This is a genomic window from Natronomonas pharaonis DSM 2160 (assembly GCF_000026045.1).
GTDB lineage: Archaea > Halobacteriota > Halobacteria > Halobacteriales > Haloarculaceae > Natronomonas > Natronomonas pharaonis.
Genome location: NC_007426.1, coordinates 2,470,562 through 2,496,078 on the forward strand (window position 1 = coordinate 2,470,562; position 25,517 = coordinate 2,496,078).

The 25,517-nt window shown below is 64.8% G+C and carries 22 protein-coding genes; 12 read left to right on the forward strand and 10 right to left on the reverse strand.

Going from position 1 to position 25,517, the window contains the following annotated elements; translation table 11 throughout:
- Window positions 1–17 precede the first annotated feature (17 nt).
- Window positions 18–881, forward strand: a complete 864-nt coding sequence (locus NP_RS12545; protein WP_011324249.1) for a transcription initiation factor IIB — start codon at window positions 18–20, stop codon at window positions 879–881.
- On the opposite strand, the gene NP_RS12550 is transcribed toward NP_RS12545, so the two are convergent.
- Genes NP_RS12550 through NP_RS12580 form a run of 7 tightly spaced genes read right to left on the reverse strand, consistent with a single transcriptional unit; the run spans window position 863 to window position 7,003 of the window.
- On the reverse strand, window positions 863–1,414 hold the full coding sequence (locus NP_RS12550) for a DUF7857 domain-containing protein (protein ID WP_011324250.1): 552 nt from the start codon (window positions 1,412–1,414) through the stop codon (window positions 863–865). The two genes, NP_RS12545 and NP_RS12550, sit on opposite strands and share 19 nt — an antisense overlap.
- Before the next feature lie 16 nt (window positions 1,415–1,430).
- A complete protein-coding gene (locus NP_RS12555; protein WP_011324251.1) occupies window positions 1,431–2,111 on the reverse strand; it encodes a DUF7856 family protein in 681 nt (226 codons plus the stop codon).
- Window positions 2,108–2,446: a DUF7855 family protein gene (locus NP_RS12560; protein WP_011324252.1), complete on the reverse strand. Its 339-nt coding sequence runs from the start codon at window positions 2,444–2,446 to the stop codon at window positions 2,108–2,110. Before NP_RS12560 ends, NP_RS12555 begins: the two co-directional genes overlap by 4 nt.
- Window positions 2,447–2,477: 31 nt before the next feature.
- Window positions 2,478–2,738, reverse strand: a complete 261-nt coding sequence (locus tag NP_RS12565) for a DUF7854 family protein (protein WP_011324253.1) — start codon at window positions 2,736–2,738, stop codon at window positions 2,478–2,480.
- Window positions 2,739–5,852, reverse strand: coding sequence for an ATP-binding protein (locus NP_RS14225; protein WP_011324254.1), 3,114 nt, complete (start codon window positions 5,850–5,852; stop codon window positions 2,739–2,741). It lies immediately after the preceding gene.
- Between the two features lie 60 nt (window positions 5,853–5,912).
- Window positions 5,913–6,305, reverse strand: coding sequence for a hypothetical protein (locus NP_RS12575; RefSeq protein ID WP_011324255.1), 393 nt, complete (start codon window positions 6,303–6,305; stop codon window positions 5,913–5,915).
- Between the two features lie 2 nt (window positions 6,306–6,307).
- The gene (locus NP_RS12580) at window positions 6,308–7,003 is read right to left on the reverse strand and encodes an RAD55 family ATPase (protein WP_011324256.1); all 696 of its coding nucleotides are present in this window, start codon (window positions 7,001–7,003) and stop codon (window positions 6,308–6,310) included.
- A gap of 106 nt (window positions 7,004–7,109) precedes the next feature.
- Between NP_RS12580 and NP_RS12585 the strand changes: the two genes are divergently transcribed.
- From NP_RS12585 to NP_RS12600, 4 genes are all read left to right on the forward strand, one after another.
- On the forward strand, window positions 7,110–7,691 hold the full coding sequence (locus NP_RS12585; protein ID WP_011324257.1) for a DJ-1/PfpI family protein: 582 nt from the start codon (window positions 7,110–7,112) through the stop codon (window positions 7,689–7,691).
- A gap of 25 nt (window positions 7,692–7,716) precedes the next feature.
- Window positions 7,717–8,448, forward strand: coding sequence for a ribonuclease H-like domain-containing protein (locus NP_RS12590; RefSeq protein ID WP_011324258.1), 732 nt, complete (start codon window positions 7,717–7,719; stop codon window positions 8,446–8,448).
- Between the two features lies 1 nt (window position 8,449).
- Window positions 8,450–9,232 (forward strand): lipoate--protein ligase family protein, encoded by a 783-nt coding sequence (locus NP_RS12595; protein WP_011324259.1) that lies wholly within the window; start codon window positions 8,450–8,452, stop codon window positions 9,230–9,232.
- Between the two features lie 69 nt (window positions 9,233–9,301).
- Window positions 9,302–10,138, forward strand: coding sequence for a deoxyribonuclease IV (locus NP_RS12600; protein WP_011324260.1), 837 nt, complete (start codon window positions 9,302–9,304; stop codon window positions 10,136–10,138).
- 34 nt (window positions 10,139–10,172) lie between these two features.
- Here the strand turns inward: NP_RS12600 and NP_RS12605 are convergent, their stop codons facing one another.
- On the reverse strand, window positions 10,173–12,122 hold the full coding sequence (locus NP_RS12605) for a hybrid sensor histidine kinase/response regulator (RefSeq protein WP_011324261.1): 1,950 nt from the start codon (window positions 12,120–12,122) through the stop codon (window positions 10,173–10,175).
- A 115-nt stretch (window positions 12,123–12,237) separates the two neighbouring features.
- Here NP_RS12605 and NP_RS12610 point away from each other — a divergent pair, with 115 nt between their 5' ends.
- A complete protein-coding gene (locus NP_RS12610) occupies window positions 12,238–13,023 on the forward strand; it encodes a class I SAM-dependent methyltransferase (protein ID WP_011324262.1) in 786 nt (261 codons plus the stop codon).
- Between the two features lie 18 nt (window positions 13,024–13,041).
- Here the strand turns inward: NP_RS12610 and NP_RS12615 are convergent, their stop codons facing one another.
- Complete coding sequence (locus NP_RS12615) at window positions 13,042–14,232, reverse strand: lactate 2-monooxygenase (RefSeq protein WP_011324263.1); 1,191 nt, start codon at window positions 14,230–14,232, stop codon at window positions 13,042–13,044.
- A gap of 52 nt (window positions 14,233–14,284) precedes the next feature.
- Window positions 14,285–15,820, reverse strand: a complete 1,536-nt coding sequence (locus NP_RS12620; RefSeq protein ID WP_011324264.1) for a cobyric acid synthase — start codon at window positions 15,818–15,820, stop codon at window positions 14,285–14,287.
- A gap of 81 nt (window positions 15,821–15,901) precedes the next feature.
- On the opposite strand from NP_RS12620, the gene acs (NP_RS12625) reads away from it, so the two are divergent.
- The 6 genes from acs (NP_RS12625) to NP_RS12650 all read left to right on the forward strand — a co-directional run bounded on the left by acs (NP_RS12625) (window position 15,902) and on the right by NP_RS12650 (window position 25,506).
- Window positions 15,902–17,890: an acetate--CoA ligase gene (acs, locus tag NP_RS12625; protein WP_011324265.1), complete on the forward strand. Its 1,989-nt coding sequence runs from the start codon at window positions 15,902–15,904 to the stop codon at window positions 17,888–17,890.
- 144 nt (window positions 17,891–18,034) lie between these two features.
- Complete coding sequence (locus tag NP_RS12630; RefSeq protein ID WP_011324266.1) at window positions 18,035–20,554, forward strand: bacterio-opsin activator domain-containing protein; 2,520 nt, start codon at window positions 18,035–18,037, stop codon at window positions 20,552–20,554.
- A 226-nt stretch (window positions 20,555–20,780) separates the two neighbouring features.
- Entirely contained in the window at window positions 20,781–22,754 is a 1,974-nt protein-coding gene (gene acs, locus NP_RS12635; RefSeq protein ID WP_011324267.1) for an acetate--CoA ligase, read from the forward strand.
- Between the two features lie 66 nt (window positions 22,755–22,820).
- On the forward strand, window positions 22,821–23,309 hold the full coding sequence (locus NP_RS12640) for a DUF4212 domain-containing protein (RefSeq protein ID WP_011324268.1): 489 nt from the start codon (window positions 22,821–22,823) through the stop codon (window positions 23,307–23,309).
- Window positions 23,306–25,039: a VC_2705 family sodium/solute symporter gene (locus NP_RS12645; protein WP_011324269.1), complete on the forward strand. Its 1,734-nt coding sequence runs from the start codon at window positions 23,306–23,308 to the stop codon at window positions 25,037–25,039. The genes NP_RS12640 and NP_RS12645 overlap by 4 nt, the downstream gene beginning before the upstream one ends.
- A gap of 2 nt (window positions 25,040–25,041) precedes the next feature.
- A complete protein-coding gene (locus tag NP_RS12650; protein WP_011324270.1) occupies window positions 25,042–25,506 on the forward strand; it encodes a universal stress protein in 465 nt (154 codons plus the stop codon).
- Window positions 25,507–25,517 lie beyond the last annotated feature (11 nt).

Sequence of the window (25,517 nt, forward strand, 5' to 3'; positions counted from 1 at the left end):
CCGTAGCTCCTCGTGTGATGTACACCGCGACGCGAAAGGCGTGCCCGGAGTGTGATGGCCGCCTCCGAAGCACCGACACCGAGACGGTCTGCGACGAGTGTGGACTCGTCGTCGCCGAGGACGAACTCGACCGCGGCCCCGAGTGGCGGTCGTTCAGCGACGACGAAACGAACCCGGAGCGATGCGGCGCGCCGCTTACCCGCTCGCGGCACGACCGCGGACTATCGACGGAAATCGGCCGCTCGACGCGGCTGAAAGGCCGCAAGCGGCGGCGGGTGGCACGGATGCGCCGCCAGCACAACCGAGCGCAGGTTTCCTCGAAGCGCGAACGGAATCAGATGCACGGCTTCATCGAAGTCCGACGACTCATCGGTCAGCTCGGGCTCCCCGAAGCGCTACAGGAACGCGCTTGCGTCCTCTTCGAATCGGCACAAAACGAAGACCTCCTGCAGGGACGCTGCATCGAGGGCTTTGCTGCCGCCGCCGTCTACGTCGTCTGCCGGACCGCATCGGTCTCCAGAACGCTCGATGAGATCGTTGCCGCCGCCAGCGCCACCCGCGATGAGCTCACCGTCGCCTACGACGCGTTGAACCGCGAACTCGGCATTCCGACAGGGCCGATAGCCCCGACGGAGTATCTCGCCCGTTTCGCCTCGAAGCTCGGCCTGCCGTCGGCCGTCGAGCGAACCGCCCGCGAGCTGGCGACCGACGCTGAGGAATCCGGGCTTGCCGTCGGCCGTGACCCAAGCGGCGTCGCAGCGGCGTGTCTCTACACCGCCGCCGAGGAACACGACCACGACGTGACACAGGCGGAAGCCGGCGACGTCGCTGGTGTCTCGGCTGTCACCGTCCGGAGCACGTATCACGACCTCCGGGACTGAGCGAGCGTCCGGAACGCCTCGACCGGAATATCGACAGTCTCCAACCGCTCGGAGACCGCCGGTGGCACTATCGACAACTGCGAGGCCAACCGGCGGTCTCGGGCGAGTGCATCGGTCAACTGTTCGGCGGCAGACAGCCCGCCCACGGCGGCGACAGCGTTGGCCGCCTCGTCGAGGCTTTCAGCCGCAGCGAGCCGTTCGCCAGCTTCGAGACGGGACTCGACGTTCTGGACCCACGCCGCGACACCTGTCGGAAGCTCGTCGGCCACCGGTTCAGAAGCAACAATGGCGACCGGCTCCGTGGACACATCGCCCGGCGTCGCAAAGCCGATGCCGACGGGCGCGGGACCGGCTTCGACGGTTACGCGGTCGCCGTCCCAGTTCTCGGTGGGGATTCCCTCCCGCCGGGGCGGCCAAACTGGCCCATCACAGCGGGCGACGAGCTGAACACGGCGAGGGGCATCCGCGCGGACGACTCCCTCGACGAACGTTACGCCGTCAATGTGTCGCGTTTCGGCGTCGATGCTCGGCACGGGAAGCCTCTGTGCGTTACCAGCGATAAACCATCGGTCGGAGCGAGACGACCGGGACGCCGAGCCACGCCTCGGCATCGCCCGATGTGGCGAAGTGGCGACACGCAAGCGTCAGCGGTCGTTCGAGGCTGCCCACGCGGGCGAGCGCCAGCGCCGCTGGAACCGGGCCGGCACCGTCGAACGTCGTCGCCCCACAGCCCGGTAGCGCCGCGACCGCGTCGTCAGCCGCGGGACGCACCGCCTCGGCGAGCTCAGCCCGGGCGGCCCGTTCGAGATTGCCGAGTTCGTCTTCCAAGCGCAGACGCCGTTGCCTGACATCGCGTGCCTCCCGAGCACGCTCGCGTGCGGCGTCAAGTCGCTCTTTGGCCGCTGCGTGGTCCGTTTCGGCCTCAGAGAGGTCGGCTATCGCCTGCCGGTATGTGTCCGCTACGTCGTCGCCGGCTTCAAGCCGGCCACGGAGCGTTGCGACGCGCTCGCGTTCGGCTTCGAGGCGGTCGGCGGTTTCAGCGACTCGCCGTCTGGCGGCCGCCCGGGTCGGCACGGACGCCGAAAGCGACTGCAGTTGCTCACGAGCCCTCTCGATATCGTCGGCGACGCTTGCTTTGTGGCCGTTCGAGCGTGCAGCCGCAGCAAGCGCCGCCCGCCGGTCGAGGGTCACTCCCGGCGCGATGACCGCGACGTGGTCGTAGAGACTCACAGCTCCTGTCGCTTGAGTTCGTCCGGCGACGGATGCGGAGAATCGACGGCGAACTTCGCATAGGCGGTCGCCGGCTCAGTGCGGTTCTCGTAGGCTTCGGCGGCCTCTCTGACCGACGCTGGGAGGTCGCGGAACTCATTGAACGGCTCCGTCCGTTCGAGCTGTACGTCGTCCGGGTGCTTTTCGCGAAGCCGCAAGGCGAGAAACGCCCCGTGGTGGGTGTCCGCCAGCAGCGCGGCACGGCCGAAGCGGCGAATGACGCTTTCCTCGTGGGTTCGGCAGACGTTCCGCAGCGATGTCCGGGCGGCAGTCGAATACGTCACGACCAGCAGCACGAGCGTTACTGCGCCGCTTTATTTCTTAAAATCAACGCTCTCCAATGCGTTCGACCGTCGGGGCGTCGGCGTCGGTCAGCTCCCGGACGCGCTCGCGGGCCTCGCGTTCTGAGGCGGCGACAACGACGGTCCCGGTGTCGGCCCGATAAGCGGAGCGTTCGCCGTCGAACTCCGTCGCGAACGTCCTGACCGCGGCTCTGATGCGACGCTCGCAGGTTTCGAGGTCCGCCTCGCCGGCCTCGAAAGCCGAAAGCGCCGACTCGATCTGTCGGAGCGCGGCGATTCGGTCCATTCACACTGTCCGCAGGTGGTCGGTCTGCGGTTCGTAGACGTCGCCCTGACGGCGCAGCTTTTCGATTTCGTGTTCGGCCTGCGAGCGGTCCATCCCCATCTCCTCGGCGCGGTCGAGAACGACATCGATAGGGGCACCCTCGTCGTACTCGGTTTCGACCTCGCTGATGAGCGACTTGATGTTCTTGATGCGGTCGCGCTGGGTCTTGGAGGTCCCTGACTCGATGATGTCGGCGTCGAGTTCGCCTGTCTCCGGGTCGACACCGACATCCTCCAGCGACGACCGGACGATTTCGATAACGCGTTCGGCGTCGTCTTTGGTCGCCGTATCGGAAAGCCGGATGCGGGCGCTGGCTTCGGCCAGCCGGACGAGCGCCTCCAGCTTTCGGGCGGTAATCGGCACCGGGTTGTCCTCGCTTTGTCCCTCCAGCCGTAGGTCGACGTAGAACTCCTGAATCGCCTCTTTTGCCTCCTCTGTCATCGTCGGATAGCAGTTCCGCTTGGCGTAGGCGACGTACTTCCGGAGGAGTTCGTCGTCGATAGCTGGCGCGACATCTTCGGTAACCGAATCGACCTGCTCTTGGGAGACGTTCGAGGTCGCGGCTTTCGTTCGGTGAGTCTGGAGTTCGCCCGCGTAGTTCGTCTCGATGATGTGTTCGGCGAGCTGTCGGTCCTCCTCCTCGTCGGGCTGGTCTGTGACTGTAAAGATGAGGTCGAACCGCGAAATGAGCGGCGGGTCAAGGTCAATCTGTTCGGCAAACGGCTCGTATTCGTCGAAACGACCGTGTATCGGGTTTGCGGCCGCCAGAAGCGAACACCGGGATTTCAGCGTCGCGTTGATGCCTGCCTTCGAGACGCTGATTTCCTGTTGTTCGAGGGCCTGGTGCATCGCCGACTGGTCTTCCGAGCGCATCTTGTCAAGCTCGTCGACGGCGGCGATACCCTGGTCGGCAAGCACGAGCGCACCGGCTTCAAGCGTCCATTGCTGGCCCTCGCCGAAGTCGTCGCGGACGGCGGCGGCCGTGAGACCGGCGCTCGAAGAGCCCTTGCCGGACGTGTAGACCGAGCGCGGAGCAATGTTTTTTACATACTGTAGGAGCTGTGAGTTGTGGGAGACGACGTCGTTCGAGAGGTAGCTGTGTGTCGATTCGACTTCGAGGTCGTAAACCCACTCGTCTTCTGGTTCAACGGGCTCGATAGAGTCAATTCGGTCCCAGCCGATATCACCGTCGGCGAGCGAGCGGAGCCGCTCGACGTCGTCAGCCACGGCGAGCGCCCGGCAGAGCGCATCGGCAACGGCCCGTTCTGCATCCGCGACCGCACCGCCGTCCGGCCGGGCCTCGGTTCGCTCGTCGTCGCCGATAGCGGTCCGTGTGGCATCCATCCCGGATGCGAGCGACGCCTGCGAAGGGTTGAGTTCGTCGCGAGCGGCGGCGATAGCGTCCGAATCGCCGTCGTCGACGCGGTCGGAAAGCGACGACAGCTGTTCAATCCGGCGCTCGAAAGCAGTCAGTACCGTTTGCAGGCGAGACCGGCTCGGGTTCCGGTCGCCGCGCTCGTACTGCTGGTAGGTCGACCGCGGGAGACCGCAGTCGTGCTGGGACAGCCGCAGCGACGTCCGAATCCGGCGGAGCTGGTCGCCGACGTTCGGGATGACATCGGGGGTCGTGGCTGCGTCCTCGCTTCGCACCGCTTCCGCGTCGGCTGTTTTCCGAGCCGTCACGGAGCCGAGGTCGTCGACATGCTGCCCGAAGTCGTCGCCGTCATCTGCCGGAAGAGCACGCGGGACAGCAACAAAATCATTCTCGGAGAGGTCATCGGCGACAAGCGGAGAAAGCCCTCCCTCGGACTGTACGAACAACGGATGGCTCGGCGTCACTTCGAGTTCCCGGCCGCTTTCGGTCCGAATCCGATACATCTTCTCGGGCGCTTGTCGCTTCCAGACCTTCGTCGCACGGCCGGGCGCAACTGCCCCGCCGTCGGTGGTGAGAACGTCGATATCCGACTCCTGATAGAACCCATCCGAGATTTCTGTCGGGTCCTCAAGGGTCGATTCGACGATATCTCTGATGGGCTTTTCGTCGCCGCTTGCAAGCGTTACGGACGTATCTCCGTCGACGCACTTCCCCGTACCGGGGTCGCCGATCAGGAGCATATGGAGGTCACCCCGGATGCGAGAGCCGTCAGGGAGGTCCTTGGTGACGCCGGAGAAAAGCTGCATGATGATGGCCAGTTTCTGCTGTTCGTAGCCGTAGATCGACGGGGCCATCGACTCAACCATCTGCTGGTAGATACCGTCGTCGTTGGAGAGTTCGATAATGCGTTGCTTGTCCTCGTCTGTGATGTCCATGTCTTCGAACTGCTCGTCTTCGATTTCGACCGACATGCCGTCCATGTAAACGTCGAAGACGGGCGATTTCTCCTGCTCGGAGCCCTGCTGGTCGAGGTGGAGGACCCCAGCCACCCGGACGTGGTCGCCGGCGGTCACCTTACCGGTGATGTCGTCCTCGATGTGGACATCGATGCTCTGTGGGGTTTCACCGCCGCGAAGCCCCTCAGGAGATTCTTGGACGCGGATTTTCTGGGCGTCGACGAACTCCGACTGGTCGAAGTTGATGTCGAAGGGCCCCTGTCGTTCACAGCCCTGACACTCGTGGGGGTCATGGAAGTCGCCGGCGGTTTGGGGGATACGGGTGAGGGTGCCACAGCGCTGGCACTCGAAGGCGGCTTCGGTGATTTTCGGTCGGACATCCGTCGCCTTGCGGACGATGCCGGTCACCTCAACGAGGTTGCCGCGGTGGCGCGCACGGATATCGCGAATGCCGGTCGTTTGTTGGAGGTTATGGACGCGAACGTGGGCACGCCCGAGTTGGACATCGACCGGAAGGTCATAGAGCCGCAACGCCTCCTCGGCGTAGTCGCGTATCTGGTCGGGTTGGGCGACGAGGTCGTCTGCGAGGTCGGCGTCGAACCGGTAGAGGTCGTCCCAGTCGATATACAGCGAACGCTGGTCTTCGGGGTATTTCTGGGCGAGTTGTCCAATCTCGTCCCGGTAGTAGTCGCGGTAGAACTGCTCGAACTTGTCAATTATCTCTGTGTCCTCCGCGCGTGCCATTGGGGATATGCCCTTTGGCGCGCGACCGGATAAGAAGTTTGCCACGTGACGGCGACGGAACTACCGGCGGAGGAACGACGGCAACGAAAGCGACTCGGGCGGTCCGTCCGATAACGGCGACTTCGAAAGCGCCTCCGGCAGCCCGTCGGCCGGCGTGTCGGTCCCGGCGTCGTCGTCACCGGAGATGTCACCGAGTTCTTGTTCGACAAGCCGCTCCCATATCTCCTCGTCCGGTTCGTCGTCGGCTTCCAGCGACAGCGCCCGGGCACGGCCTTCTTCGTAGGCGAGTTCGAGGATGCTCTCATCGTAGGCGTCCGGCGAGTTCGCCTTGAGCCGCTCGTATTCCTCACTGCCAGGGGTGTCACAGACCGACGCCACGCCCAGGGCGTAGGCACGTTCGAGCACCGCCTCAGAAGTGTAGTCGACGTCGTCGTCGAAGTAGCTCTCGTACATGGTCAGTGTGTCTGGAGCCGTCGACCGCCGACGGAGAGGCCGTCGTCGCCGAACGAGACCTCGTGGATGTCGGTGTCGATAGCTGTTCCACGCATCTTCAGTACCTGTATGCCGCGCTGCATCCCCCCGTCCTCCAGAAAGTTGTGCAAGAAGACAACGCCGTGGGCGAGGTAGTGTTCGTCCGCGTAGGCCGAAGGGTCCGTCATCTCGGATATCAAAAGCACTGTCGCGTCAGTCCGCTTCAATGACGTGAGAAACTGGATGATGTTGCTTTCGGCATCGTTCAGGAAGTGGTCAAGCAGCATCGTTGAGTCGACAACGACGCGGTCGATATCGTTCGAGTCGATAAAGCCGGTGAGTCGGTTGATGAGTCCTGACGCGTCCCGGTGTTTTCCCGGTGACTGAAAGAGCCGCTTGCCCTCCGAGGAGAAGACATCGACGAACGTCAGCCGGTCGGACTCGAGGACCTGCTCGAAGCCGATGTCGTATCCCGACATGTCGTGAGCGATGTCCGCCCGCGACTCGTGCATACTAATAAACAAGCAGCTCTCGCCGTTCTTTGCGCCATCAACCAGAAACTGCGCCGAGAAGGTCGTCTTGCCGCTCCCCGGCGGACCGGACAGCACGTAGAGCCGCCCCACCGGAAACCCTCCCGCAACGAGGTCATCGAAACCCGCGACACCGCTGGAGACTCGCATAAGTAGAGTACGGGTAATCGACTACATAAGCCCTGATTTCGACTCAGCGCTCAATGTGGTCTCCTCCTCCGAAAACATCTATGTGTCGGGCAGCCGGACCACCCGCATGAACGTCGATATACTGCTCTTTGACGGGTTTGACGAACTCGATGCGGTCGGCCCCTACGAGGTGTTGCGGCTCGCCGGGCGTCACGGCGGTGACATCGCCGCTCGGCTCGTGACTGTCGAAGGGGTCGCGGCGGTCGAAGCCAGAAACGGGCTCCGTGTTCGAACGGACGGCCATCCCGACGATAACGCGGACCTGCTTTTGGTTCCGGGGGGCGGCTGGAATGACAGCGACGCGCCGGGAGTCCGACGCGAGCACGAGCGCGGTGTCGTGCCGGAGTTCATCGCCGACCGCCACGCGGACGGCGTCACCGTCGCGTCGGTCTGTACCGGAGCGATGCTCCTCGCGAAGGCAGGACTGCTCGACGGACGGCCGGCGACGACTCACCACACCGCCCACGAGGACCTCAGCGACGCGGGTGCGAATCTTCGAACAGACCGGTTCGTCGACGACGGGGACGTGCTCACCGCCGGCGGTATCACGGCCGGCTTCGACCTCGCTTTGGCCATCGTCGAAGACCACTGCGGGGCTGATATCGCGGCGGCTGTCGCGACGGAGCTAGAATACGAGCGAGCGATTTAGGAACCCACCGCCCCGAGAAAATACCGTGCGACTGGAGAATACGTATATTGCCGTCGACGGGGTCGGCGAGACGACCGAACGCGAGCTGTGGGCGTCGGGCGCGCGCACGTGGTCGGAGTTCGACCCGTCGCTGTGTGGCCCAACGACCGCCGACCGCATCGAGTCGTTCATCGAGCAGGCCCGCCCCCGGCTCGATGCGGACGATTCAGCGTTTTTCGACCGACAGCTGCCGTCCTCGGAGCGGTGGCGGCTCTACGAAAACTTCCGCGATGAGGCCTGTTTTTTTGATATTGAAACGACCGGTCTCGACCAGATGCGTGATACCGTGACCTGCGTGAGCATCCATCAAGGTGGAGAAACGGAGACGCTGGTCCGCGGCGACGACCTGACGCAAGGGAACCTCGAGGCGCTGCTCGATGGACCGCTTTTGATTTCGTTCAACGGCGCGCGCTTCGACGTGCCGTTCCTCGAGACAGCCTTCGATATCGACATCGAAGCGCCGCATCTGGACCTCATGTATCCCTGCAAGCGGGTCGGCCTAACCGGCGGGCTGAAGGCCATTGAACCGGAGGTCGGCGTCGAACGGGACCGACCGGACCTCTCCGGGAAAGACGCCGTTCGGCTGTGGCGGGACCACGAACGCGGCGTCGACGGCGCGCTGGAGACGCTCATCTCGTATAACCGCGAGGACACGGTCAACCTGAAGACGGTCGCCGACAGCGCCGTCGAGCGGCTCGACCGGAAGCTCCTCCCTTGAGATGGACTGGCGACTCATCACCGAAGAACGACTCGATGGCCCGACGGCGATGGCATACGACGAGGTGGCGGCGGAGACGGTCGCCGAGGGCGGACCGGCGACGGTCCGGCTCTACCGGTGGACGCCGAGTACCGTGTCGCTCGGATACGCCAACGACGCCGACATCATCGACTGGGAGTTCTGTGCCGCCAACGGTATCGACGTGACACGCCGTGCGACGGGGGGCGGCGCTATCTATCACGACGGTGTTGGAGAGGTCGCCTACTCGATAATCGCTCCGAAGGCCGACCTGCCGGGCGATGTGACAGCGAGCTACCGGCAGCTCTTGCAGCCAGTCCTGTCGGCGTTCGAGGCCGCCGGGGCCGAGGTCAGGTTCGCGCCGGAGCCGTCGGAGCCGCTGTGGCAACCGATGTGTTATCTCCGCGGGCTCGACCCCGCACACGACCTCGTCGGTCCCGATGGCCGCAAGGTCGCCGGCAACGCCCAGCACCGTACCCGGGAAGCGGTCGTCCAGCACGGGTCGCTAACGGTGGCGGCGAAGCCACAGCGCCACATTGGGTGCTTTGCCGACCCGCCGGTCGACCCCGCGGACTTCGAATCCACGGTCACCGGTATCGACGTCGACCGGGCGGCACTCGTCGAGAAGTTGGAAGCGTCGCTGGCAGCGTGGGCCGACGCCGACGACGGCGGGTGGACAAGCGTCGAGCGCGAGCGCGCCGCGGAGCTTGTCGATGTGAAATACGACAACGATAGCTGGGTGCGGGACCGAGGCGACCCGACGTAGTGGCCGTCTACCAGCCCGCTGACGGAGTCGTTCCGAAGCCCCTAACGTCGTGCCGCCCCGAATTGTAGTATGGTTCAGGTCGGAGCGCACACGTCTATCGCCGGCGGCGTCGACAACGCCGTCGAAGAGCAGCTCGAATACGACGGCACCTGCGGGCAGATTTTCACCCACTCGCCGCAGGTCTGGCAGGACCCGAACATCGGCGACGAGGAAGCCACCGCGTTCCGGGACCGCTCGGCCGAGGCCGGCGTCGGGCCGTGGGTCATCCACAGTTCGTATCTCGTCAACCTCTGTACGCCGAAAGACGACCTCCGCGAGAAATCCATCGATTCGATGCAGAAGGAAGTCGACGCGGCCGCGACGCTCCACATCCCGTACGTCAACGTCCATCTCGGAGCACACACCGGCGCAGGCGTCGAGCAGGGACTCGACAACGCCGCCTCGGCGCTAGAGGAACTCGATATTCCGGACGGTGTGACGGTGCTCATCGAGTCGGACGCCGGCAGCGGCACCAAGCTCGGCAGCACCTTCGAGGAACTGGCGGGCGTCCTCGACCGCTGTGACCAGCCGCTCGATGTCTGTCTCGATACAGCCCACATGTTCGCGGCCGGCTACGACCTCTCGACGCCCGAGGGTGTGGCGGAAACCTTCGAGGCGTTCGACGAAACGGTCGGTCTCGACCATCTCGAATATATTCATCTCAACGATTCGAAACACGACTGCGGGACGAACAAAGACGAACACGCCCACATCGGCGAAGGAAAAATCGGCGAAGCCGGCATGCGCGCGTTCATCAACCACGAGGCAGTCGCTGACGTGCCGTTCGTCTTGGAGACGCCGACCGAGAACGGCAAGTCCTACCCGTGGAACATCAAGCGGGTCAGAGAGCTGTACGAGGAAGCCTAAGCGGCGACGGCGGGCTTGCGGCCGCCGTGCTGTGTCACCCGCTGGTGTCGAACTCGAACCGCGCGCCGCCGTCGTCACTTTCCGTTACTGACACCGACCAGCCGTGTGCGTTCGTGACGGCCGCAACGATAGCGAGGCCGAGTCCGGTGCCGTTGCCGCCGGTGTATCCCTGCTCGAAAATCTGTTCACGTTCTGCTTCGGGAATCCCCGGACCGTCGTCTTCGACGTAGAAACCGTCGGCTGTCGGACCGACGCGGACGGTTACGTCCGGGCCGGCGTGTGTGACACTGTTTGCAAACAGGTTCTCGAAGGCGTGGTCGATGCGGTCGGGGTCGGCTTCGATAGTGGTGTCGTCGTCGACCGAAAGCGTCGCGTCCGCAGTATCGACGTGCTGCCAGCAGCGCTCGGCGACGGTTGCAAGCGAAACCGGCGACGTCCCCTCGACGAGCGCTCCCCCGCGGACGAGCGCAAGCGTGTCGTCGATGATTGACTCCATCCGGTCGTGTGCGTCGGCGACCCGGCCGAAGGTGTCGTCGTCGCCGGTCTCACGGGCGAGTTCGAGACTGCCGCGGGCGACATTCAGCGGGTTCCGGAGGTCGTGGCTGACGACGCTGGCGACCGTTTCGAGCCGCTCGTTCTGTCTGCGGAGCCGACGCTCATAGCGGTGGTGGCGGAGTTCGTAGCCGAGCCACTTTGCCAGCGTCTTGACCGTCGACTGCTGGATTTCGAGCACGATTCGGTCGCGGGGCTTCTCGCCGCCGAAACAGACCGTCCCCACGACGTCGCCGTCGACAACGACGCGCGCACCGACATAGCATCGGAGTCCGAACCGCTCGAATGCAGGGTCGCCGGCCCATCCCTCTTCGATAGCATCGCCGACGACCAGCGGCTCGTCGCGTTCGATGGTTCGGCGGCAGTAAGTCCGACAGAGCGGGTCTGTCGCCCCCGTCTGGATGTGTTCGTGGTCGCCGACGGCGGCGATAATCTCTTGGGTGTCATCCTCGATTCGGGTCGCATACGCCAGCGGGTAATCAAAGGCGTCGGCACCCATTTCGAGGACGCGCTGGATTTTCGTCTCGATGTCGTTGTCGGTGGCAGCGGAGCTGTCGTAAAGCCGGTCGAGCGCCTCGTTTGCCTGCTGGACCTGTGTCTCAAGGCGGCGCTTTTCTGTCACGTCCCGCTGGATACCGACGAACTTGCGGATGTCACCGTCGTCGCCGAGTATCGGCGCAATCGTCTGGTGGGCGATATACCGCCGTCCGTCCTTCGTCTCGTTGAGTATCTCTTCGTTCCAAACGTCGCCGCTGAGAATCGCGTCCCACAGTTCCTCGTAGTAGGCATCGTCCTGCCGGCCGGATTTGAGTATCCGTGGGGTGTGTCCGATAGCTTCCTGTCTGGTGTAGCCGGTCAGGTCCTCGAACGCCGGATTGGCGTACTCGATGGTACCGTCGGCGTCGGTGACGACGATAGCGTCAGCGGCGTGTTCGACAGCCGCCTCGATGCCCTCAAGATGGCCCGCCGGAAGGCAATCGCGGGCAGCCCTAATTCGAGACCTGACACGCTCGGCGAAGGCAGACCCGGGGTCGCCGTCGTCCGGAAGCGGGACGTAGTCGGCGACGCCGGCTGCGATGGCGTCGCTGGCAAGTCGTTCTGAGCCATCCGCAGCGACCAGCACAACCGGAAGGGTGCTGTCGAGCCGGGACAGCAGCGCCAGCCCGTCGAGCGTCGGCGGGGCATGCCGGCAGACGACGCCGTCAACGCGGTGGGCTTCGAGGTAGTCCAACGCGGCCTGCGCCGAATCAACCGTCTCTACTGCCAAGCCATCGGCGTCGCTCAATCGTTTGGAGACTGAATCGTCAGGGTCGGTGGCGACGTAGACGATGGAGAGCGGAGACTGGCTCGCCGGCGCACCTGTCCGGTCGCCGGACCCAACGCCGTCTCGGGAGGAACACGACGCGGCGGCAACGGCTGGCTGTTCGGTCATCAGTACAGTATCGACGCGACAGCCATTAAATAAACGCCTGCTATATGAAGAGGATTAATCGATAGCGACACCGGACGGCAACGCCTATCCCGCAGGCTCCACTACCGGCGGGCTAATGCGGGAGTTCTCCGCCGAGTATCTGCGGACGACCAGACGCGGGATGTGGGCCGACAGCCGGGCGGCGCTGTCGCCGCTCGACCTCGGCGGCTGTGAGCGAATCCTCGATGTCGGTTGTGGCGAGGGGGCGTTGACCCGTGTGCTCGACGAGGAATCCCCCGGTACGGTCGTCGGCTGTGACCGCGACCCCGGACTGCTGGTGGAGCTTTCAGGGCCGGCAGTACAGGGCGATGCGTATCAACTGCCGTTCGCCGACGGCAGCTTCGACCTCGTGGTCTGTCAGGCACTATTGGTCAACCTCCCGGAGCCAGAACGGGCAATCGACGAGTTCGCCCGCGTGGCTGCCGACCGGGTCGCCTGCATCGAGCCGGACAACAGCGCCGTCGCCGTCGAGTCGACCGTGGACGCAGAAAGTGCGCTCGCGGCACGCGCAAGACAACGGTATCTCGCGGGCGTCGACACCGATGTCGCGCTTGGGGCCGACGCTGCCGACCTGTTTCGGGAGGCCGGGCTCTCGAATGTCCGGACCCGCCGGTACGACCAGACGCTCGTCGTCGAGCCGCCATACAGCGAAGCGGCGGTTCGGGCCGCGGGCCGCAAAGCAAGCGGCGAGGGGCTCCGAAAACGACGGGAGACGATGGCCGGCACCGAGGAAGCCCTCGATGCACTCCGAAGCGACTGGCGCGAGATGGGCCGGGAAGCCGTTCAACAGATACAGGCGGGCAAATACCGCCGGAAAGAGACCGTGCCCTTCTATGTGACCGTCGGTGAGGTGTCGGCGTAGTCGCCGCAAGCGCGGCGTTCAGTCCCGCCGCCCCGGCAGATGGCTCTCGTGTCGGAGTGTCTCCCGGTCGAGGTCGGTCGCCGCGTCGCGGCCGGCAAGGCCCATTGTTAAATCGAAGTCGGCGATGAGGTTTTCGAGGACGTGTTCGACGCCGTCCTGTCCGCCAAGAGCGAGCCCGTAAATGAACGGGCGGCCGATGAGACAGGCGTCGGCCCCAAGCGCCAGCGCCTTGTAGATATCAGCGCCGCGACGGATACCCGAATCGAAGGTAACGGTCACGTCGTCGCCGACGGCGTCGACGATGTCCGGCAGCGCTTCGAGGGCGGTAATCGACCCGTCGACCTGCCGGCCGCCGTGGGTCGAGACGCCGACGCCGTCGGCCCCGTGTTCGACCGCCAGCTTGGCGTCCTCGGGGTGGAGCACACCCTTGATGAGCACCGGCAGGTCGGTGTGCTCGAAGACGAACTCGAGGTCATCCCACGTTAACGATGCGTCGCCGAAGATATCGAGGAAGTGGTCGACAGCAGCCTGTGGCTCCTCCTCGGGCGGGGCCTCGAGCTGGGAGCGGAACTCGGGGTCGGAGAAGTAGTTGGCGACGCCCTCTCCTTCGAGGAACGGGTAGTAGCCGCGGTCGATGAGTCGCTCCCGCCAGCCGAGCGTCGGCGCGTCGACGGTGACGACAATGGCGTCGTATCCGGCCTCCTCGGCGCGCGTCAGGAACGACCGGGCGATGTCCTCGTCGGCGGACCAGTAGAACTGGAACCACTTCGGCGTATCACCGAGCGCCTCGGCGACCTCCTCCATCGGCGTCGAGGAAAGCGACGAGAGGATAAACGGTACGTGTAGCTCGTCACAGGCGCGGGCGGTAGCGAGTTCCCCCTCCTCATCGACGAGTGTCTGGACACCGAGCGGCGTGACCATCGCCGGGTAGTCGACCGTCTGGCCGAGCACCTCCGTCGAGAGGTCGCGGTCCTCGACGCCGCGGAGCATCCGCGGCACGATGCGCCACTCGGAGAAGTCCTGTTCCGTGCGGAAGGTCTCTTCGGCGCCCGCACCGCCGTGGATGTAGGCGCGGGCCGTCTCATCCATCACCTCGTGGGCCTGCTCGCGGAGGTCCTCGTAGCTGGCGGGAAACTCCGGGACGACCCCCTCGTGCATTCCCTCTCGGTAGACGCGATTCACCTTTCGGTTGCCGAACTGCTCGGACATGGGACGAAACACGGCGGCCTCCAGCAAAAGCGTTGGCAGCGGTGGAGACCACTCAGTCGTCGCTTGACAGCGACTCGGCGGCGAGTCCGAGCGGCGCGAGGTCGAGTTCCGAGACGAGAGCGGCCGCGCGGTCATACGGAGAGCGGTCCGGCGTGTCGGCTTCGGGGCGGGACCGGCCGGCCGACGCATAGACGGCCCTGACAAACGCCGCTCTGGCGAGCCTGTTCTCGAAGAGTCCGTGCAGGTAGACACCGAGGACAGCATCGGTCGCCGCGCCACGCTCCTCGAAGGGGCGGTCGACGGGCGACAGCAGGCGGCTCTGTCCCATGTGGATTTCGTATCCGGAGACGGGTCCCGAAGCGCCGGCCAGCGGCCCACAGCCATCGAGCGTCCGGGTCACCGGCTCGACGGTTTTTTCGGGGTGGAACCGTGTCTCGACGGGGAGCAATCCGACGCCGGGGACTGTTTCGGTATCACCGGTCCCCTCGATATCGGCATCGAGCAGCCGTTCGCCGAGCAACTGGTAGCCGCCGCAGATACCGACCACCGGCCCATCGAAGGCGCGAAGCCTGTCGTAGAGGCCGGCCTCGCGGGCTGCTAGCGCGTCATCGACGGTGTTTTTCGTACCGGTGAGGACGACGGCGTCGGCTGAAAGCGGCGCATCCAGTGGGACAAAGCGAACGCGAACGCCCGGAACGCGGGCCAGCGGCTCGATGTCGGTAACGTTCGAGGCCCGTGGGAACCGCGGGACGGCGACCGTAACCGTCCGGCCGTCCGCAACGCCATCGTCGTCGCCGAGCGTCGCTGATTCATCGGCCGCCGGGAGTGAGACGCTGTCTTCTTCCGGAAGCCCCGGGTCGTCGTACGGCAGGACGCCGAGAACGGGAACGCCGGTCTTTGCTTCGAGCGTTTCGAGCCCCGGCTCCAGAAGCGAAACGTCGCCCCGAAACTTCGTGATGACGACACCGGCGACCCGCTCGCGGATGTCTTCCGGGAGAAGCTCCACGGTGCCGACGATGGCAGCGAAGACGCCGCCGCGTTCGATGTCGGCGACAAGCACGATGTCGGCATCCGCAAAGCGAGCCGTCTCGATATTGGCGAGGTCGCGGTCCTGCAGGTTGATTTCGGCAATCGAACCGGCCCCTTCGGCGACGATAACATCGTGGTCGGAGGCGAGCCGCTCGTGGGCGCGTTCGGCTGCCGCCCGGGCGCGCTCCCAGCCGGTTTCGTAATACTCGCCTGCGGCGAAATTCCCGGCGGCCGCACCGTCGATGACGAGTTGTGACTCTCCCGACCCGCGGGGTTTCAGCAGGACCGGGTTGTGGTCGGTCGTCGCGGCGACGCCGGCTGCCCGTGCCTGCACGTACTGCGACACGCCGATTTCACCGAAGCCGGAGCCGGTCGCCGCCGCGACGGCGCGAGCGTTGTTGGACATGTTCTGCGCCTTGAACGGCGCGACGGAGACACCACTATCGGAAAGCAGTCGGCAGAGGCCGGCCGCAACAGTCGATTTGCCGACGTGGCTCGCCGTCCCGGCGACGAGCACCGTTCGCGCGCGTGACACGGCATACCTGCGTGGCGGCGGCACATACTGCTTACGGAGCGGGCCGGGGGCGGCACCGCCGTCGGCCACAGAACGTTTATCGGGCCGGTCCACGAACTGCATACAATGGACGACGGGGCAGACGTAGAGCTCGCGGCGTGGCTCGAAAACCGAACGACGTTCGAGCCGCCGGCGTCGTTCGTCGAACAGGCGAACGTCACCGACCCCGATATCTACGAGGCCTTCGAGGAGAACTGGCCAGACTGCTGGGAGCGGGCGGCCGACCTGCTTGATTGGCGGCGTCAGTGGGACACAGTGCTCGACGACTCGGATGCGCCGCAGTATGAGTGGTTCGCCGATGGCCAGCTCAACGCGGCCGAAAACTGCATCGACAGACACGTCGAAGCCGGTCGGAAAAATCAGGCGGCGATTCGCTGGGTCGGCAAGCGCGGCGAGACCGAGACCTACACCTACGGCGACCTCAAGCGCGAAACCGAAGCCTTCGCGGCGGCGCTGCGCGACCTCGGCGTCGGCGAAGACGACCTCGTGACGCTGTATCTGCCGATGATTCCGGAGCTACCCATCGCCATGCTGGCCTGTGCCCGCATCGGCGCACCGCACTCGGTCGTCTTTGCCGGCTTCTCCGCCAACGCGCTCGAAACGCGGATGCGAAACGCCGAGGCGTCGTATCTCGTCACCTGTGACGGCTACTATCGCCGCGGCGACGCGCTCAACCACAAGGGGAAGGCCGACCGGGCGGTCCGAAACCTCGACTGGGATGTCGAAACCGTCGTCGTCGACCGCCTCGGCGGCGGCCTTCCCCACTCGCTGGGGGACGGCCAGTACGACTACGGGACGCTCGTCGACGACTACTGGGGCGAATCCGTCGAGCCGGTCGTCCGCGACGCCGAAGACGACCTCTTTGTGATGTACACCTCGGGGACGACCGGCGAGCCGAAGGCCGTCAGGCACACAACCGGCGGGTACCTCGCACAGGCCGCGTGGACCTCGCATGCGGTATTGGACATCAAGCCGGACGACACCTACTGGTGTTCGGCCGACATCGGCTGGATTACCGGCCACTCCTACATCGTCTATGGCCCGCTCGCGCTCGGGTCGACGACGGTCATCTACGAGGAAACGCCCGATTATCCCGAAAAGAGTCGTATCTGGGAGCTCATCGAGCGCTATGAGGTCAGCGTCTTCTACACCGCACCGACGGCGATTCGGGCGTTCATGAAGTGGGGCAAGGAGCATCCCGACGAACACGACCTCTCGTCGCTGCGGCTGCTCGGTACCGTCGGCGAATCCATCAACCCGAAAGCCTGGAAGTGGTACTACGAGCACATCGGCAACGAAAGCTGCCCCATCGTCGACACCTGGTGGCAGACCGAAACCGGCGGCATGATGATTACAACGCTACCCGGTGTCAGCACGATGAAGCCCGGGTCGGCCGGCCAGCCACTGCCGGGCATCGACGCCAAGGTCGTCGGCGAAGACGGCGAGAAGGTCGACCCCGGCGAAGCCGGCTACCTCGTTGTCGACCGACCGTGGCCGGGGATGCTCCGCGGACTGGCCGGCAGCGACGAGCGCTTCGTCGACGAGTACTGGCAGCCGTTCTCCGACCCGGACGACGGCGAGTGGGTCTACTTCTCCGGCGACAGCGCGAAAGTCGACGAGGACGGCTACATTACGCTTCTCGGCCGCGTCGATGATGTCATCCCGCTGGGTGATTTCCGCATCGGAGCGATGGAAATCGAGTCGGCAATTGTCGGCGTCAAAGGTATCGCTGAGGCAGCGGTCGTCACGACTGGCAGCGAGCTACTCGCCTACGTCAGCACGGAACGCGGCTACACAGGCGATGCAGTGCTCCGGCGGCGCGTCGTCGACGCCGTCGAGGATGATATCGGCGAGGTCGCAGTTCCGGACCACGTCGTTTTCGCGCCGGAGCTGCCGAAAACGCGTTCGGGGAAAATCATGCGACGGCTGCTGGAGGACATCGCCACCGGCGAGGAGCTGGGCGACATTAGCGCCCTCCGGAACCCGGAGACGGTCGGGGAGCTCAGGGCACGACTGGCTGGCGAGACGCGGTCGTATCTCGAGTCCGAGAACTGACTTCGTATTTTCTTGCTTATTCCGAAACACGCTTGGTATGCGGCGTACCGCTGTGCTGATTATCTCCTTCCTGAACGGTCAAAACGCCCCCAGTGGGCGCATGTCCCCAAAGGCTAAGGTTTCGCAATTGCACGTCAAAACGAAATGGAGGAACTCGGGGCGGCGGAATACGAGACGTTGCGGGAGGCCGCGACGACCGCCAGAGAGCAACTTGTGTTGCGGCTGGCGGCAGAAGCGGGGCTCCGACCGGCCGAGCAGGCACAGCTTCGGCTCGACGATATCGACCGGCGGCAGTTCGACGGGGAGGTTCATCACTTCCTTTCAGTCAGGGGTGCGGACGGGACGGTCCGGCGCCGGGGGTATCTGCCAGCCAGCCTCGCACGGACAGTCGAAGAATACGCCGAAGCGACCGGCCGTGAACCGGCCGACCGTCTCGTCGATGTGACCCCCCGCCGGATACAGATGCTCATTTCGGAGGTCGGCGACCGGGCGGCGAAACGAACCGGCGACGAACGGTTCGAATCGGTCTCCAGTGACGCGCTGCGGCGGTATTTCGCCCGGCGGCTGCTGTCCGAGGCGAACATCGACCCGCGCGTTGTCTGTGCGGTCGGCGGCTGGGACCGGCTGGCGGCACTGGACGACTACGTCAATGAGGTTGACGACGCTGCCATCGCCGCGGCGTTCGGGGCGGCGTCAGGGGGGAGCGGCGATGCAGGGGCATCGCTCGAAGGGGCCGCAGGGGCGGCAATGTTTGAACTCGACGCTGACGGCCGGATTACTGACGCGGATGGGGCGGTGGCATCGCTGCTCGGCTACGACAGCGACGGCCTCGCCGGAACGGCGTTCGGACAGCTCTTCACCGAGACGGCTCGGGAGCGAGCACGCCCGCGGGAGGTGCTTGCTGCGGCAGGCCGCGACGACGTGGCCGTCACCGAGTGCCGGCTCCGACGAGCGGACGGCACCGAAACACGGGTGTCGGCACTGGTGTGTGCGCTGCGGGACGGCGACCGGTTGGAAGGATTCGCGGTCGTGCTCCGGGAGCCGGGGACCGACAGTCAACAACCCGACGGCGTCTTCGAGCGGGCTATCGAAGCCGTCGGACAGCCGGTGTGCTTGGCAACGCTGGACGGGCAGATAGAGCGCGTGAACCCGGCCTTCGAGGCACTGCTCGGCTACTCGCGCGGCGAGGCGGTCGGCCGGTCGGCCGAGGACATCCTGAGTTCGGGCGAGGACACGGACAGATACTACGAGGAGCTTCGCGAAACCGTCCTTGAAGGGGAGACATGGACCGGAGAAGTGACCGTCCGCCGGAAGAGCGGCGAGCGCGTCCACGTCAGACAGACCGTCTCGCCGGTGTTCGACGACACCGGTGATGTCGAGTTCGTCGTTGTCGTGGCGACTGACGTCACAGAGCGCGTCCGTAGCGAGCGGGCACTCGCCCGGCGCTGTGAGACACTGGAACGCTTGGAGGCCCTCGTTGCGGACATCAACGCGGCGGGGAGGGAACTCATCGATGCGTCGACCCGACCTGAAATCGAGGCTGCAGTTTGTGCGTCGCTCGCCGAAAGCGACGCATATGCCGCCGCGTGGGTCGGCGGCACCGACCCCGGCGAGCCGCGGGTTCGCCCCCGGGAGTGGGCAGGGGCCGAAAGTGAGGCCGACGACGCGGTCGCCGTCGAGTCGCCGGCCGTCGAGACGGCCCTCGACCTCGGGACCCCCCGGGTGACCGCCGGCGACCTGCCGGCCGACATCGTCGGACCGTTCGACCCGGACGCGGTGGAGGGCTACACCGCCGGCGTCGTTCCGGTTGCCTACGGCGAGACGACCTACGGGCTGCTTGTGGTTTTCACCGAACGCGGAACCGCCTTCGGCGACCGCGAGCGGACACTGCTTTCTGACCTTGGGGCCCGAATCGGCCACGCGGTGACGGCTATCGAGCGCCGGAATCTACTTTTGGCCGACACCGTCGTCGAGTTGGAGTTCGGCTGCAACGACGAGAATGCCTTCCTTGTGGCCGCAACGGAGGCCCACGACTGTACCTGTTCGCTGGAGGCTGTGGTTCCGGTCTCGGAGGAATCGTTGTTGTTCTACGCAACGCTTTCGGGGGCGAAGCCGGACGCGGTGCTCGATTCGGCAACGGCGATGGACGGCGTCACCGACGGTCGGTACATCCGCGAGTACGACGACCGGTCGCTCCTGGAGTTCACCGTCGAGGGGAACTCGCCGGCGCTGACGCTGACCGACCTCGGCGCGACAATCTGTGAGGGTGTCGCCGAGCACGGCGAGCAGACGATACGGGCTGAACTCCCCAGCGGCGCGGACGTGCGGTCGGTCGTCGAGGGGCTTCGGTCGGTCTTTCCCGATACGACGCTACGGTCGAAACACGCTGTCGACCAGCCGGTCGAGACGGTCGCGGAGTTTCAGGACTCGCTGGCCGAGCGACTCACGGACAAACAACGGGCCGCGCTCCGGGCCGCGTACTTCGCCGGCTATTTCGACTGGCCGCGCGGGTCGACCGCCGAGGAGGTCGCCGACTCGATGGGCGTCTCCTCGCCGACGCTCCACAACCACCTTCGAAAGGCCGAGCGAAAGCTTCTGTCGGCCTTCTTCGACCACACCGGCGAGCATCTCGGGAGCGAACAGCCGGAACACCTCTCGGGCTAACCGCACAAAACAGTTAGACACGCCCCTCTGTTGGGTCGGGATGGCGTCCGAGCGACGATAGCTTCGGGGCGCGGATACGTTCATGGTTGATGATTTTGGTAGCGATACATGCCCTAGATACGGCTTCAGACGGGTGATTAGCTGTTTGTCAATCGGCGGCAAAGGCGGCGATTTTGTATGCTTAGATTCCCCGCTTATTAGGTACCCCTCTATTCGATGTAGTGTAATGTCTGACACGGACGAGACGCAACTCGAAGCGCGGCTCGCAGACCAGACGGAGTTCGAGCCGCCGGAGTCGTTCGTCGAACAGGCGAACGTCACCGACCCCGATATCTACGAAGAGTTCGAGGAGAACTGGCCGGACTGCTGGGAGCGGGCCGCCGACCTGCTCGACTGGGAGACCGACCACGACGAGGTACTCGTAGACGACGACGAGCCGTTCTACGAGTGGTTCGTCGGCGGCGAACTCAACGCCTCCGAGAACTGTGTCGACCGCCACCTCGAGGACCGGGGCGACGAACTCGCCATCCAGTGGGAGGGCGAACTCGGGGAGACACGCTCGTACACCTACGAGGAGCTCCACCGCGAGGTAAACGAGTGTGCGGCGGCGTTGCGCGACCTCGGCGTCGGCGAAGACGACATCGTCACGATGTACATGCCGATGGTTCCGGAGCTGCCCATCGCCATGCTGGCCTGTGCCCGCATCGGCGCACCACACTCGGTCGTCTTCGCCGGCTTCTCCGCGGACGCGCTCGCGACACGGATGAACGCCGCCGACTCCGAGTATCTCGTCACCTGCGATGGCTACTACCGACGCGGCGACGGGCTCGACCACATCTCGAAGGCCAACGAAGGACTCGAAGGTGTCGACCACGAGACGACGACGGTCGTCGTCGACCGGCTTGGTGACGACCTCGACCACGAACTCGGCGACGACCAGCTCGACTACGACGACCTCGTCGCTGACTACGAGGGCGAGTCCGTCGAGCCGGTCGTCCGCGACGCCGAGGACATGCTCTTCTTGATGTACACCTCGGGGACGACCGGGAAGCCGAAAGGTGTCAAGCATACGACCGGCGGCTATCTCTCGTATGCCGCCTGGACGTCGCATTCGGTGTTGGATGTCAAGCCGGACGACACCTACTGGTGTTCGGCCGACATCGGCTGGATTACCGGCCACTCCTACATCGTCTACGGCCCGCTCGCGCTCGGCACCACGACCGTGATGTACGAGGGCACGCCCGACTACCCCGACAAGGACCGGATGTGGGAAATCGTCGAGAACTACGAGGTCGACCAGCTCTACACCGCACCGACGGCGATTCGGGCGTTCATGAAGTGGGGCGAGGAGTATCCCGAACAGCACGACCTCTCGTCGCTGCGGCTGCTCGGCACCGTCGGCGAGCCCATCAACCCGAAAGCATGGAAGTGGTACTACAAGCACATCGGCAACGAAAGCTGCCCCATCGTCGACACCTGGTGGCAGACCGAAACCGGCGGCATGATGATCACGACGCTGCCCGGCATTGCGACGATGAAGCCCGGGTCGGCCGGTCCGCCGCTGCCGGGCATCGATGCACAGGTCGTCGACGAAAGCGGCGAGGAGGTCGCGCCCGGTGAAGCCGGCTACGTAACGGTCAACAAACCGTGGCCGGGGATGCTCCGGACGCTGTACCGTAATGACGACCGGTTCATCAACGAATACTGGGAGGCATACTCCGACGAAGAGGCCGACGAGTGGGTCTACTTCCCCGAGGACGGCGCGAAAATCGACGACGACGGCTACATTACCATCCTTGGCCGTGTCGACGACGTTATCAACGTCTCCGGCCACCGGCTCGGAACGATGGAAATCGAGTCCGCAGTCGTCGATGTCGAGGGCGTCGCCGAAGCCGCCGCGGTCGGCGGCGACCACGATATGAAAGGCGAGGCCGTCTACACCTACGTCATCCTCGAAGACGGCTACGAAGAAAGCGAAGAGATGCGTCAGTCGATTGTCGAGGGCGTCGAGGACGGTATCGGACCCATCGCCCGGCCCGAGCAGGTTATCTTCACTCCTGAGCTGCCGAAGACTCGGTCCGGGAAAATCATGCGGCGACTGCTGGAGGATATCGCCAACGACGACGACCTCGGCAACACGAGCACACTACGAAACCCCGACATCGTCGACGACATCCAAGAGAAGGTACGGAGCGACTGAGGACTACGCTACGTCCAATTTTTAGGAAAGGACACAGGGCAAGAACCGGAACTGAGACTGAAACACATGGCAGATAAACACATGCACGAAAACGATTCACACGAAACGGAGGCCGCCGACACGGGCGACACCCCTGATGACGGGGAGCTCGTGACTGACGGCGGGATGTCAGACGTAGAGCGCGAAAAGGAGATCGACTACCTCGATGTCGAAATTAACCTGCTGAAGCCGGCGACGCCGTTCATGCGGGACCACCTGCGGGTCATCTGGCTCGGCTTCGGTATCTGGATACTGACGACGTTCGGCCCGGTGACGGCCACGCGACTCGCACCGGAGCTTATGACCTCACAGATGCCGCTGATCGGGTTCCCGCTGCACTACTTTCTCATCGCTATCGGTGGGCCGAGCGCCGCGCTCATCCTCTCGGTGTGGTACGCCCGCAAGCGTGACCAGATCGACGAGAAGTACGGCATCGAACAGACCGTCTCCGAGCCGGAGCCGGCCGAGACAGTCGCTGAAGAAGCCGCCGCAACTGACGGGGGGGTTGACGAATGAATATCGCAGCACTCGCCGCGACGCTCGCGATGCTCCCGCTGCAGGTCGAAGAGGCGCTACTGCCGGAAGGGCTTGACATCGGGTTCAAGCTCCTGCCCGCGATTATCGTCATCGTGATGATGCTGTCGTTCCTCGCGGTCGGGTTCTTCTTCAAGGTGGCCAACACCGACGACATGTGGGTCGCCGGCCGCTCTATTGGGAACGTCGAAAACGGGATGGCAATCGGTGCCAACTGGATGTCGGCCGCATCGTACCTCGGTATGGCCGCCCTCATCGCCCTCGATGGTGTCTACGGGCTGGCCTTCGTCGTCGGCTGGACGACCGGGTACTTCATCCTGCTCATCTTCATGGCGGCGCAGATGCGGCGGTTCGGGAAGTACACCGCACCCGACTTCGTCGGCGACCGGTTTAACTCCGACACCGCACGCGCTATCGCCGCAATCACGACGTTCCTTATCGGCTTCGTGTACGCGCTCGGACAGGCCCGCGGCATGGGTCTCGTGGGGATGTACATCCTCGGCGACATCAACAACGTCGTTCCGATTCCCGGCCTCGATGCCTACCAAGCGATGATGGTGCTGTTCATGATTGTCACCATCGCCTACCTGTCGCTTTCGGGCATGCTCGGCGCGACGAAGAACATGGCGCTGCAGTACGTCATCCTCATCGTCGCGTTCCTCGTTGGGCTGTTGGCGACCGGTTGGGCCGCCGGCTTCTCGACGGTGCTGCCGCAGCTCGAGTATGGGCAACTCATCGGTGACCTCAGCGCCGAGTTCTCCGAACCGTTCGCAACACACAGTTACTACCTCTGGGTTGCGACCTGTTTCAGCCTCATCTTCGGTACCTGTGGACTGCCACACGTGCTCGTCCGGTTCTACACGGTCGAAAACGAGCGGGTCGCCCGCTGGTCCTGTACGTGGGGGCTGTTCTTCATCGCGCTGCTGTACCTGAGCGCGCCGGCTTTCGCCGCGTTCGGGACGGCGCTGTACGCCGACCAGGTCGGTGCCGTCTACGGCGACCCCGGCATGACTGCGGCTGCAGCCGACGTGATTGTCGTGCTCGCGGCACAGCTCGCTAACCTCCCGACGTGGTTTGTCGGGTTCGTGGCGGCCGGTGGCATCGCCGCCGCCGTCGCCACGACGGCTGGACTCTTCATCGCCGCGTCGTCGGCGATTTCCCACGACATCTACGCTAACATCATCAACGAGGACGCCACGCAGCGACAGCAGGTCATCGTCGGCCGCCTGAGCATCGTCGCCATCGGTGTGTTGTCGATTGCCTTCGCACTGGACCCGCAGGCACCCATCGCTGCCCTCGTGTCCTTCGCGTTCGCGCTGGCTGCTATCGTGCTGTTCCCGATGTTCTTCCTCGGTCTCTGGTGGGAGAAGACGAACCGGCAGGGCGCACTCGCCGGCATGTCGACCGGTATCGTCCTGTGGTTCATCCCGATGCTCAACGAGGGCCAGTTCGGCCTCGTCAACGGCGGCGCCGGCTGGGGCATTGAGGTGCTCTCGACGTGGATGCCGGCTATCGGGTCGGCACTCATCGGTGTTCCCATCGTCTTTGCGGTCACCATCGTGGTGTCGCTCGTGACCGAGGACCCGCCGAAGAAGACGAAGATGATGGTCCGGCAGTGTCACAGCCCCGACCCGATGGGCAAAGACGTTACGGCAGCCGAGGTTGTTGAACGACGTATGGAGGAACGCGGGGACGCACCCGCTGACGACTAACCATGTACGAACGCATACTCATCCCGACGGACGGAAGCAAAGTTGCGAAGGCCGCAGTCGACCAAGCGGTTGACATCGCCGAGAAGTACGACGCTGAGGTACACGCGCTGTACGTCGCTGACACCGACGCTATCAGCTACAGCCTCGGAACAGAGCAAGTCGACCGCATCCGCCAAGGCAACTTCGAGGGCATGACCGAGCTCCGCGAGGAAGCAAAGGCCGCGACCGGCTACGTCGCCGAACAGGCCGCCGAACACGGCCTCGAATCCGTCGAACACCACGCGGGCGGACAGCCCCACCGGCTGATTTCCAGCTACGCCGAGGACCACGGCATCGACCTCGTCGTGATGGGTAGTCACGGTCGCTCCGGCGTCCGGCGAGCGCTGCTCGGTAGCGTCACCGAACGGACGCTCCGGTCGACGCACGTCCCGGTGCTCGTCGTCGACTACCAAGGCACCGACGAGTAACCGGCTTCACC